The sequence below is a fragment of the Nodosilinea sp. LEGE 07088 genome (genome assembly GCF_015207395.1).
Taxonomy (GTDB): Bacteria; Cyanobacteriota; Cyanobacteriia; order Phormidesmidales; family Phormidesmidaceae; genus Nodosilinea.
Map to the genome: position 1 here is coordinate 22,884 of NZ_JADEWX010000050.1, position 11,181 is coordinate 34,064.

Sequence of the window (11,181 nt, forward strand, 5' to 3'; positions counted from 1 at the left end):
TTTGCACCATCCCCATTAGGCTATTGAATAGTTCGGAGAAGCTGGTGGGCACTGTCTACCCTACGAACCCATCCACCCATCTACTCATCCACCTCTTCCATGGCCTCTCCCACCGCCATTCTGCTGCTCTCTTGCCCCGACCAAAAGGGGCTGGTGGCCAAAATTGCCAACTTTATCTACGCCAACGGCGGCAATATTCTCCACGCCGACCAGCACCGCGACCCGGAGGCGGGGCTGTTTTTGTCGCGGCTGGAGTGGGAGCTGGCGGGGTTTAACCTACCGAGGGAGATTATTGGGCCAGCCTTTGCGGCGATCGCCCAACCATTGGGAGCCACCTGGCAGCTCCATTTTTCTGACGATGTGCCGCGCCTGTCGATCTGGGTGAGCCATCAGGATCACTGCCTGCTCGACTTGCTCTGGCGGCACAAAGCCGGAGAGTTCAAGGCCGAAATTCCGCTCATTGTCAGCAATCACCCCCACCTCAGGCCCATCGCCGACCAGTTTGACATCGTCTTTGAGCACCTGCCAATTACCAAAGCCACCAAAGCCGAGCAAGAGCAGCGACAGCTAGATCTGCTGAAGGAGCACCACATTGACCTGGTGGTGCTGGCCAAATACATGCAGGTACTCAGCCCTACATTCCTCGATCAGTACGATCGCGTGATCAACATTCACCACTCGTTTTTACCCGCCTTTATGGGAGCCAACCCTTACCAGCGGGCCTTTCAGCGGGGGGTGAAGATCATCGGGGCCACCGCCCACTACGTCACCTCTGACTTAGACGAGGGCCCGATCATCGAGCAAGATGTGGTGCGCATCAGCCACCGCGACGATGTGAAGGAGCTAATCCGCAAGGGTAAGGATGTGGAGCGCATTGTGTTGGCCCGCGCCGTGCGCCTGCATTTGCAGAATCGCACCCTGATCTACGGCAACCGCACCGTCGTCTTTGCCTAGGCCCGGATCCAGGTGACAATTTACCCAAAGCTAAGCTAGCCCGCTCAGGCGGCCTGTTCTGTAGCGCCGGTAGATGCCGCTAGGGGAATCACAGCATCGGCGGGCTGAAATTGCAGCTTCGTCCACTGGTCGAGGTATCGAGTGAGGTGATGATCGCCTTGGGCAATGCGATCGCGTAACAGCTGCCGCACCCTGTCTTCCTCATCAATATATTGTGCGGCGCTAAAGAACCCGGCAAACCGCGCCGTGCGCAGCCACACCAGGTAGGTGCTGAGGGCATCGTACTGACTCTGCGCTGCAATAGAGCGCAAATCCCCCTCAACCCACCAATCGACCACCCTGGGCGGCTCTGCTCCCACCTGACCTGGAATGCCCATGGCGGCGGCTAACTCATGTAGGGTCGGCGCAGCAATGCCCCAACCGCTAAGGGTTTGCTTAAGATCAATATGGGCGTCGCCGTGGCGGTTAAAGTAGTCGCTGCCCCAGCCCTGGTCGGCGCGACGGCAAAAGTCTGCCGCCGAGATACCCGCTACCAGCCCCCGCTGAAGCAAAATCGGCAGATCTGTCATGTGCGACTTAAAGCCCACCAGCTGCGGGCGGTGCTGCCCCAAATACCCTAAGAATGTGGCAATGAGCTCCCCTTCATCCATCAGCTGGTCAAGGTCACGGGGCAGGGTAGTCAACCGCAGGGAGATAGCGCCATCGGTTTGCAGCTCACGGATGACAGCAGACACCGCTAACACCCGACAGAGCGCTGTTTGGAGGTGGGGCCGGGGCTTCTCGGCAGTCGCTCCGGCCTTGGCCCAGAGGGTCTTAAACACCTCGCCATCGGTTACCGTCGCGGGCAACCCGTACAGCCGTCGCCCTGAGGCTGGGTCAGGCCCCCACTCCAGATCAAAGGCACATACCTGCCGACCAACGGATTTGAACATGGCTGCATCCCTAGGAACATGAGCACCTACCCAGACGGCCCTGGGCGCTGGGCTTAATATTCCCCCCAGCCTGGCCTAGGGAACCTGCCAGGCCCGCTGGTGATAGTCATCGGGTTCGGGAAACAGATCGACAGGTTCGCCGTGGTGGTGATGGTCGTGCCCCTGTCCGTGGCCATGCCCCTGTTCATGGCCGTGCCCGTGCCCATGCCCATGATCGTGCCCCTGTCCGTGACCATGATCGTGCTGCGATCCTCCGGCGGCTAGACGGAACTTGCACATTTCGCAGTTCATTGCCACCTGGCCCAGGTGAGTTTCGATTTCGCGATCGCGCAAAATCTGCATCAGCTGGGGGTGGCTACCCATCTCTGGCAGGTAGCTCACCCGCTGCTCAGGGTGCGCCACCTGCTCGGCCTGGGTGATATCTAAAATTTTCTTCACCAGTACACCCGTAAACAGAAAGTAGGGCAGCACGATGATGCGCTTGGGTGCGTAGAACCGGGCCCGGCGAAAGCCTTCTTCCAGCCGGGGGTGGGTAATGCCAATAAAGCAAATTTCCACCGTTTTGTAGCGGCTGCCCTCCCAGACAATGCGAGCCAGCTTATAGACATCGCCGTTGGCATCGGGGTCGCTGGCCCCCCGCCCCACAAACAGTAGCACCGTATCTTCGCGGGCAATGCCCTGGGGGTTAAACCGGGGGCCATCTAGTTCAGCCAGGCGCTCTTGCCACAGCTGAATAATGGCCGGGGTAATGCCAAAGTGGCGACCGTAGTGAAACGTCACCTGGGGGTGGCGCTGACGGGCGCGATCGAGCTCGTTGGTGACATCAAATTTGTTATGGCGGGCCGCAAATAGCAGAATGGGCAGCACCGAAATATCGGTGTAGCCCTTCTCGACGCAATCGTCTACGCCATCTTGAATGGTGGGCTCCGTCAGCTCTAGAAAGCAGGGAATCACCGGGCGAGAGGTATCTAGCGCCTGGTAGGCAGCGGCAAATTCGAGCACGCGATCGCGCCCGTCTCGATCGCGACTACCGTGCCCCACTAGCAACAGCGGGCGCTGGGCAGGCAGGGGCGACCAGGTACCCGGCGCAGTGGGAGAAAAATCGGTGGGGGTTGTAATAATGGGGGCGATCGCCATAGGTGCCAGAAATGCTGCAAACGTAAAGAGTAAAGCGTCAGCTCAGTCCAGACGGTGTCCAGGCCTGCCATCAGCCCTGGATTCGCGGGGTCAAAACCAAAAACCCAAGCCCATCGGTCAAAAAATCTGGCCAGATAAAATTACTGCCGCCTGGTTATCTTAGCCCAGAGGCCTGCCCATAACTATCCTGGGGGTAGGCATTGACGCTGCGGCTGCGATCGCCCCAGATTTTCTGGAGCGTACAACCCGCCCGCTCATCCGCCGTCACTATCAGAAATATAAAGATTATTGAAAAAACAAATAGGGCTTTTGCCACCCCGAGTCTTTCCGGTACAATGCGTCGCAAAAGCTGCGTCGCCCTGTAGTTCGCATCGGCTGCGCAATCTTCTTGCTTAAGCCGGGTTCATCCCCGAGTCTGCCCCCTCCATTCACAGTTAGGACGCTCCATGACTTCTGTGCTTCATCGCCCCACCGACAACACCAAGCTGACCGGCCTCCCCGAGGATGTCAGGGCACGACTACAAGACCGCTTCAAGCTTGTGGTACCTGCCACCAACATGCCTAAACCCTTGACATCCTCCGAAACATTAGAAACGCCCCCAAAACAGTCCAATATTCGCCCCATCGTGTCGATTACAGACGTAGAAAAGACCTACGGCAACGGCAGCAAAGCCTTAACCAGCGTCAACCTCACCGTTAACCCCGGCGAGTTTTTATTTGTCACTGGCCCTTCTGGATCCGGCAAATCGACATTACTCAAGCTGCTCTATGGCTACGAGCGTCCTACCGGCGGCAACATTCTGGTCAGTGATGAGCAAATTGCTAACCTGCGGGGCAACCGCCTGGCCATGATGCGTCGCCGTATCGGCGTTGTGTTCCAAGATTACAAGCTCATTCCCCGCCGCACCGTGGCTGAGAATGTAGCTTTTGTGCTGTGGGCCCAGGGCTTTACTCGCAAAGAAATCCACCGTCGTCTCTGGCCCACCCTCAAAATGGTCGGGCTTCAGGGCAAGGCTCAGTGTTTTCCCGATGAACTCTCTGGGGGTGAGCAACAGCGGGTCAGCATTGCCCGCGCCGTTGTCAATACGCCGCCTCTGCTGCTGGCCGACGAACCCACCGGCAACCTCGATGCCGATAACTCACTGCAAGTGATTAAAATCCTCAAAAAGCTCAACTCCATTGGCATTACCGTCATCGTCACCACCCACGACGAACACCTAGTACGCATCTCTAACCACCCAGTTGTGCAAATCAAAAACGGGCGTCTTTATCATCTGCGTCGATAGTTTACATTCCTCAACACCAACCGCTACGCCTTCTCCGATCAATAGGATAATAATCAAAGCTAACCCCAGGCGACGGTTGCCAAGATCGCCTGGTGATTTTGGTCTTTGAGAGGAACCTGCCTTGGTCAGTACAGCCCCATTTAAAACAGCAAAATCACAAGAAATTTTCACCGCCGCCCAGAGCCTCATGCCCGGTGGTGTGAGCTCTCCGGTGCGGGCCTTTAAGTCGGTAGGCGGACAGCCGATCGTGTTTGACAGGGTTAAAGGCGCCTATATTTGGGATGTGGACGGCAACCAATACATCGACTATGTCGGCACCTGGGGCCCTGCCATCTGTGGCCATGCCCACCCCGAGGTGTTAGCGGCCCTATCGGCAGCCCTCGAAAAAGGCACCAGCTTTGGAGCCCCCTGCTATCTCGAAAACGTGCTGGCCGAAATGGTGATTCAGGCCGTCCCCAGCATTGAGATGGTGCGCTTTGTCAACTCCGGCACCGAAGCCTGTATGGCGGTGCTGCGCCTCATGCGGGCCTATACCCAGCGCAACAAAGTTATCAAATTCTCTGGCTGCTACCACGGTCACGCCGATATGTTTTTGGTGCAGGCTGGGTCTGGAGTCGCCACCCTAGGCCTACCTGACTCACCAGGGGTGCCCAAGGCGGCCACTAGCGACACCCTCACAGCGCCCTACAACGATCTCGAAGCCGTCAAAGCTCTCTTCGCCCAAAACCCTGGCGAAATTGCTGGCGTCATCTTAGAACCCGTGGTAGGTAACTCCGGCTTTATTACCCCCGATGGCGGCTTCCTGGAAGGGCTGCGGGAGATCACTCGCGAACACGATGCGCTGCTGGTGTTTGACGAAGTCATGACCGGCTTCCGCATATCCTACGGCGGTGCCCAGGCCAAATTCAACGTCACCCCTGACCTGACCACCTTGGGCAAGGTAATTGGCGGTGGCCTACCGGTCGGTGCCTACGGCGGTCGGCGCGACATTATGGAAATGATTGCCCCCGCTGGCCCGGTGTATCAGGCCGGGACGCTCTCGGGCAACCCCCTGGCGATGACGGCAGGCATTAAAACGCTGGAACTGCTTCAGCGACCCGGCACCTACGATGAGTTAGATCGACTGACAGGAAACCTGATTGAGGGGTTACTGCAAGCCGCTCGCGACGCGGGGCATGAGGTCTGCGGTGGTCATATCAGCGCCATGTTTGGGATGTTCTTTCATCCTGGCCCAATCACCCAGTTTGAAGATGCCAAACAGTCTGACCTGGATAAGTTCAGCCGCTTCCATCGCGGCATGTTAGAACGCGGTGTATATTTGGCCCCATCCCAGTACGAGGCTGGGTTTACCTCTCTGGCCCATACCGATGGGGATATTGACGCCACGATCGCAGCCGCCCGTGACGTATTTGCCACCCTATAGGTAAAGCAAGTCGATCAGGCTAAACCTTCAAAGCCCCCAGAAACTCGATTTCTGGGGGCTTTGAAGGTAGTTACGAAACATATCGACTCAGGGTTTGCCCTGGCCCATTTTAATATTCAGGTACTGAAGCATCGACCTCTTGGCTCCAGGCGGTAATACCGCCTTTAACGTTGGTACCCTCAACGCCGTGCTGCTTGAGAATGCCCAGGGCCTTGGCCGAGCGCCCACCCATTTTGCAGTGGGCAATCAGACGATGACCGTTGAGCAGAGACTTCACCTGATCAACGCCGTCACCGTTTTCAATGTCGGGCAAAGGCACCAGCACCGAGCCGGGAATACGAGCGATTTCGTACTCGTTGGGGTTGCGGACATCGAGCAATAGGATGTCATCGGCCCCGCTATCGAGCACCTGCTTCAGCTCGGTGACCGTCATTTCGGCCAGATTGGCCTGCTCTTTTTCAGCTTCCATACGCGCTTGGGGGATACCGCAAAATTCTTCGTAGTCGATCAGCGTTTCGATCACTGGGCGCACCGGGTTAGGGCGCAGCTTCAGCTCTCTAAAGGTCATCTCCAGAGCATTGTAGAGCAGCAGGCGACCGCTGAGGGTATTGCCTGTACCCAAAATTACCTTGATGGTCTCGTTGGCCTGAATCACGCCAATGATGCCGGGAAGAACCCCCAGCACGCCACCTTCGGCACAGGAGGGCACTAACCCTGGCGGTGGCGGCTCAGGATAGAGATCGCGGTAGTTAGGGCCATCTTGATAGTTAAAGACGGTTGCCTGCCCCTCGAAGCGGAAGATCGAGCCGTAGACGTTGGGCTTATTCAACAACACGCAGGCGTCGTTGACCAGGTAGCGCGTGGGAAAGTTGTCGGTGCCGTCAACAACAACATCGTAGGGCTCGAAAATCTTCAGGGCGTTCTCGGCACTGAGGCGGGTTTCGTAGAGGTCAACCTGGCAGTGGGGGTTGATCTCGAGAATGCGGCTCTTGGCCGACTCGATCTTGGGCTTGCCCACCCACGACTCGCTGTGAATTACCTGACGATGCAGGTTGGACTGATCGACAATGTCGAAGTCAACAATGCCGATGCGGCCAATGCCAGCGGCGGCCAGGTAAAGCAGCAGCGGCGAACCCAGTCCCCCGGTACCCACGCAGAGCACGCTGGCGGCCTTGAGCCGTTTCTGACCGTCGAGGCCTACCTCCGGCAAAATGATGTGGCGGGAGTAGCGTTCATACTCCTCTTTATTGAGCTGAATATCGTCCAAATTAGGGTTGAGCATGGTCTCCAGGGCAGCAATGTGATGGGGTACAAACGAAAACGGTACGGGGCAATACCGAAATCACACATCATTTCAGCTTATGACAAGAATAGGGGTTTGTTGATAGATGATCCAATCATCTTCACAGGCTCGGGCTGAAATTGATCGTCGTCGTCGAGTCGCCAACTCTTGAGGTCAACGGCCTGACCCTCGATCACTGAAATAATCACATAGGAATAGACGGGCCAGGCCAGGGCGCGATCGCACTCCGAAGGCACCGCTGGATGGTCGGGGTGGGAGTGGTAGATGCCAACAATCGCTAGCCCGCTTTCTCGCGCCGACTGCTGCACCCGCAGCAGATCAGCCGGGTCAATCCAGTAGCGATCGCGGGCACTGTGGCTGGCTGCATGGGCCGTCTGGGGGTCGGTATATTCCAGCAGCGAAGATGCCCAGGCATTTTCCAGAGCAATCACCTCAACCACTTGGCGGCAGTCTGGGTCAGCCTCAGCCGCTGCGATCGCCCCCCGCCCCAGTCGCCCGACCAACAGCCCACAGCACTCCCTGGGATAGCTGTTTGCCGCCACCTGGGCGATCGCCTGGCCATGGTCAGCGTCGAGATAGATACCAGTCATAGCAGTCAGAAGCTCGATATCGTGCTGATAGCCACAGGGCTACTCCTCAGGCACTGGGCTGTCCGGGAGTTCTTCAATTTCTGGGCTATCCAAGTTGCTCACCGCCCGCTCCAGACGGGCCAGGGCACGGTTATATTCAAGCACCGCAGCGACCAAATTACCCTCAGCTTGAGTTAGGTCACTAATGGCGTTAGTCACCTCCAACTGGGTGCCCACGCCAGCGTTAAATCGCAGATTGGCCAACTCCAGCGCTTCTTCAGCCTGATTGACAGCAACCGAGGCCGTATCGATGTTGGCCTGGTTAGACACCAGCGAATAGTAGGCTTCTTCCACCTGAACGCGAATGTCGTTGCGGGCGCTCTCAAACTCTGACTCATCGGTTTGAATGTCGAGGTCGCTCTGGCGGGCTCTGGCCACCGCCGCTCCCCCGTCAAACAACCGCCAGCTCAGCTGGGCCCCCACCGAAAAGCCGTCATTGATACCGGTGCTGAAGCTGGATGAAGAATTTAGCGACCCCTGGGCCTGGTACTGACCAAATAATCCCAGATTCGGACGCACCGCCGCCAGGCTAACCTGCCGCTGGGAGTCGTTAAACTCTCGCTCGACTAAAAACTGCTCTAGCTCAGCTCGGTTTTGGTAAGCCAGAATGATACTCTCCTCTAGCGAAAGGGGCCAGGCTCCAGCAATATCGACGGCCAGCGTCGTGAGATCGATGGAAGGCGGCAGATTGAGCCGTCGCGCCAGCTGCCGTTGGGTAATCTGCCGCTGGCTATTGGCTTGGGTCAGGGCTTGGCGAGCATTGGCCACCTGCACCTCGGCCTGCAAAACATCGAATCGAGTGCCAACCCCTACTTCTTCCCGCAGTCGGGTGTCGCGCAGGTTGCGCTCAGCAGCATCTAAAAATGCCTGGTTAATGCGAATTTGCTCGATCGCATCTTGCACATTGTAGTAGTCGGTGGAGGTGTCGAGCCGCAGTTGCTCGCGGGTTTGCTCGACCTGCAATTCCGACAGTCGCACCTGTCGTTCTGCGGCCTGAATACGGGCCGATCGCGCCCCCGACAGCCCCAGATCGTAGTCGGTTCTCACGGTGCTCGAAAGCGTAGTATTGACCGCAGAGGAATTTTGTCCAGAGGACGATAGATTGCTAGATTGAACCGTGCCGCTGAGGTCAACGGTAGGATACAACAGCGCCCGCTCTGCCCGCAGCCCCGCCTGGCTACGCTCCAGTTGTAGTAAGGCGATGCGCAGCTGTTCGTTGTTGCGGTAGGCCAGGTCAATAGCTGTTTCTAACGATAGGGGCTGGGTGCCGACAATCTCAACCTCATCGGGGCGAGTCGGCAACAGCAGCGGGTTAGCCGCCGGACTCAGGTAGTCGGGCGGGGTATCAAAGCCCTCATCAGTAGGGCGATCGGACTGAGGCGGGGCAAACGCTGACGATGGTGTTGAAGCCGATCTGCGCTCGTCAGCCGAGAGCGGTACCGCCTCTTCGCCGGGCTCTAGCCCCAATGCATCTGGCTCAGCAGGCGTCGCTTCAGTTTGGGCAATGGAGGGGCCAAAATTTTCCAGGGCATCAGACTCAACCTGAGCAGGCTCAGCCCCAGTCGATTCATCAGATAGAGCTATAGAGGCAGGGGCAGCAAGCCCTGCGGCGGACCAGCCCGATAACGTGATGCCCAAGCTCAGGGGTATCAAGCGACGGCAGTAGGAGTAAAGCATAGACACCATGGGCTATCAGTAGCAAGAATAGGTCATCAACCGAAAAAATAATTGTTTCTGCCACAGTTTTTTAGCATATCGGCTTTAGGGGTTACTTTCACTGCAGCAAAACGCTACGCTCCCAAACAGAGAATCTTTTAGGGGAGCCGCCAAAAACCGATCGTCAACAGCTTAGCAAACTAAACGGTTTAGTACAATCAAGAAGGGGCCCAATAGCCCGCTGCGGGCTGCAAATCGACCAACGTCGCCGGGGGCAACTCACCACAGCAGGCCTGCACCAGGGCATCGGTGTCGTCAACCGGCAAAACCGGGCAGCTGAGCCGATGGCTGACGTCAGCTACGCTCGTATCGTCTAGAAACAGCGTATCGCTGAGATGGCCTGTGTCACTGGGCTTAAGCATGACTGTGGGCAGCAGTAGCGCATCGCCCAAGGGGCGATCGCCCAGGCCGTGAATCAGATCGTGGCCCGTGAGCAAGCCGGTAACCGTCAGATCGCGGCCCCAGTAGTCGCTAGCCAGGGCGGCCAGGTGGACGGTCAGCCCCTGCACCTGGTTGAGACGGTTCACAATGGGCTGAAAAGCATGTTCGACGGCATTGCCCACCACCCAAGTCAGGGTGCGTGATGGGCTGACGCTGGTTGGTAAGTAAGTCTTGGCAGACTGTTCAAACTGTCTGAGAAACTGGCGAATTGAGCCGACCCCGTTACCCAATTGGGGATAGTCTTCGTAGTGGCTCTCGGGTGGCACCAGCTGCCGAGCGATTAAAAACCACTCATCGGCCAGCCAGGCAAAGGTGGTGCCAAACCGTTGCTGAAACTCTGCCTGCAGGGCCTGCACCTGGGCAATCACCGCCTGGGCCTGGGTCTGAGTTACCGGAGTCAGCTCGTCAGCTTGGGGGCGAAACCGGGTTAGGCCCACGGGCACCACGGCCGCTGAGGCTACCGCCGGCGTGTCTCCGGCGTGAAACCGGGCCAGATCTCGCAGCGTAGTCTCTAGGTGATCGCCATCGTTAATGCCTGGGCAGACCACTACTTGGGCATGAATTTGCAGCCGCTGATGCTCAAACCAGGCTAGCTGTTCAAGAATTTGCCCCGCCCTGGGGTTTTTGAGCAGGTGCGATCGCACCTCAGGCTCCGTTGCATGAACTGACACATACAGCGGCGACAGACGCAGTTGAGCAATGCGATCCCACTCCTGGGGCAGCAGGTTGGTCAGGGTTAGATAGCTGCCATAGAGAAAGCTCAGACGGTAGTCATCGTCTTTGAGATAGAGGGTATTGCGTTTGCCCGGGGGCTGTTGGTCAATAAAGCAAAAGGGGCAGGCATTGTTGCACTGCATCAACCCGTCAAACAGGGCGGTCTCAAACTCCAGCCCTAGATCTTCGTCGATGTCTTTTTCTAATTCAATCCGGTGGGTTTTGCCACGAGTGTCAAGCACCTCCAAGGTCAAGTCCTCATCGGCACAGAGAAAGCGATAGTCAATTAAGTCTCGCGGCGGCTGACCATTGATAGCTACCAGCGCATCGCCCGGCTCAAAGCCGATGTCTTCGGCAATGGAGTCAGGCACCACGCGAGTAATGCGAGCCGGGCGAATTGCCAGAACAGACATAGCGAAACTGAGGTTTAAGGGGGCAAAATATGCTCCCCTATCTTAGATGCTTTGCCATCAGATATTTTGCATTTTGCCAGTGGCCAGAGCTAACAAGATTGCAGCTCCAAAGGCGAGGCGATACCACACAAAGATCCAGGTGCTGTGCTGCTTCAAGAACCGCAGCAACCAAAAAATGGCCAGGTAAGACGATACTAGAGCCGCCATCAGCCCACCCAAGAGCGGGATCACCC

The 11,181-nt window shown here is 57.3% G+C and carries 10 protein-coding genes; 3 read left to right on the forward strand and 7 right to left on the reverse strand.

Features of this window, described 5'->3' with window-relative positions:
• Positions 1–99: 99 nt before the first annotated feature.
• On the forward strand, positions 100–954 hold the full coding sequence (gene purU / locus IQ254_RS13330; RefSeq protein WP_193966644.1) for a formyltetrahydrofolate deformylase: 855 nt from the start codon (positions 100–102) through the stop codon (positions 952–954).
• 44 nt (positions 955–998) lie between these two features.
• On the opposite strand, the gene IQ254_RS13335 is transcribed toward purU, so the two are convergent.
• Both IQ254_RS13335 and IQ254_RS13340 read right to left on the reverse strand, forming a co-directional pair.
• Positions 999–1,886: a hypothetical protein gene (locus IQ254_RS13335; RefSeq protein ID WP_193966645.1), complete on the reverse strand. Its 888-nt coding sequence runs from the start codon at positions 1,884–1,886 to the stop codon at positions 999–1,001.
• Between the two features lie 75 nt (positions 1,887–1,961).
• Positions 1,962–3,023 carry a sirohydrochlorin chelatase gene (locus tag IQ254_RS13340; RefSeq protein ID WP_193966646.1) on the reverse strand — a complete coding sequence of 354 codons (1,062 nt, stop codon included), beginning with the start codon at positions 3,021–3,023 and terminating at the stop codon, positions 1,962–1,964.
• A 446-nt stretch (positions 3,024–3,469) separates the two neighbouring features.
• Between IQ254_RS13340 and ftsE the strand changes: the two genes are divergently transcribed.
• Both ftsE and hemL read left to right on the forward strand, forming a co-directional pair.
• Positions 3,470–4,309 (forward strand): cell division ATP-binding protein FtsE, encoded by an 840-nt coding sequence (gene ftsE, locus IQ254_RS13345; RefSeq protein ID WP_193966647.1) that lies wholly within the window; start codon positions 3,470–3,472, stop codon positions 4,307–4,309.
• 121 nt (positions 4,310–4,430) lie between these two features.
• Positions 4,431–5,732, forward strand: a complete 1,302-nt coding sequence (gene hemL / locus IQ254_RS13350; RefSeq protein ID WP_193966648.1) for a glutamate-1-semialdehyde 2,1-aminomutase — start codon at positions 4,431–4,433, stop codon at positions 5,730–5,732.
• Positions 5,733–5,841: 109 nt separating this feature from the next.
• Here the strand turns inward: hemL and moeB are convergent, their stop codons facing one another.
• The 5 genes from moeB to IQ254_RS13375 form a co-directional block, all read right to left on the reverse strand.
• Positions 5,842–7,014, reverse strand: a complete 1,173-nt coding sequence (gene moeB, locus IQ254_RS13355; RefSeq protein WP_193966649.1) for a molybdopterin-synthase adenylyltransferase MoeB — start codon at positions 7,012–7,014, stop codon at positions 5,842–5,844.
• Between the two features lie 77 nt (positions 7,015–7,091).
• Positions 7,092–7,625, reverse strand: a complete 534-nt coding sequence (locus tag IQ254_RS13360; RefSeq protein WP_193966650.1) for a Mov34/MPN/PAD-1 family protein — start codon at positions 7,623–7,625, stop codon at positions 7,092–7,094.
• Positions 7,626–7,664: 39 nt separating this feature from the next.
• The gene (locus IQ254_RS13365) at positions 7,665–9,350 is read right to left on the reverse strand and encodes a TolC family protein (RefSeq protein WP_193966651.1); all 1,686 of its coding nucleotides are present in this window, start codon (positions 9,348–9,350) and stop codon (positions 7,665–7,667) included.
• Positions 9,351–9,538: 188 nt separating this feature from the next.
• A complete protein-coding gene (locus IQ254_RS13370; RefSeq protein ID WP_193966652.1) occupies positions 9,539–10,948 on the reverse strand; it encodes a TIGR03279 family radical SAM protein in 1,410 nt (469 codons plus the stop codon).
• 57 nt (positions 10,949–11,005) lie between these two features.
• Entirely contained in the window at positions 11,006–11,155 is a 150-nt protein-coding gene (locus IQ254_RS13375) for a hypothetical protein (protein WP_228040648.1), read from the reverse strand.
• Positions 11,156–11,181 lie beyond the last annotated feature (26 nt).

Coding starts and splice junctions, on each gene's coding strand:
- IQ254_RS13370 (WP_193966652.1), bottom strand. CDS start 10,948: ATGTCTGTTCTGGCAATTCGCCCGGCTCGCATTACTCGCGTGGTGCCT.
- ftsE (WP_193966647.1), top strand. CDS start 3,470: ATGACTTCTGTGCTTCATCGCCCCACCGACAACACCAAGCTGACCGGC.
- purU (WP_193966644.1), top strand. CDS start 100: ATGGCCTCTCCCACCGCCATTCTGCTGCTCTCTTGCCCCGACCAAAAG.
- IQ254_RS13360 (WP_193966650.1), bottom strand. CDS start 7,625: ATGACTGGTATCTATCTCGACGCTGACCATGGCCAGGCGATCGCCCAG.
- moeB (WP_193966649.1), bottom strand. CDS start 7,014: ATGCTCAACCCTAATTTGGACGATATTCAGCTCAATAAAGAGGAGTAT.
- IQ254_RS13375 (WP_228040648.1), bottom strand. CDS start 11,155: ATGGCGGCTCTAGTATCGTCTTACCTGGCCATTTTTTGGTTGCTGCGG.
- IQ254_RS13365 (WP_193966651.1), bottom strand. CDS start 9,350: ATGGTGTCTATGCTTTACTCCTACTGCCGTCGCTTGATACCCCTGAGC.
- IQ254_RS13340 (WP_193966646.1), bottom strand. CDS start 3,023: ATGGCGATCGCCCCCATTATTACAACCCCCACCGATTTTTCTCCCACT.
- IQ254_RS13335 (WP_193966645.1), bottom strand. CDS start 1,886: ATGTTCAAATCCGTTGGTCGGCAGGTATGTGCCTTTGATCTGGAGTGG.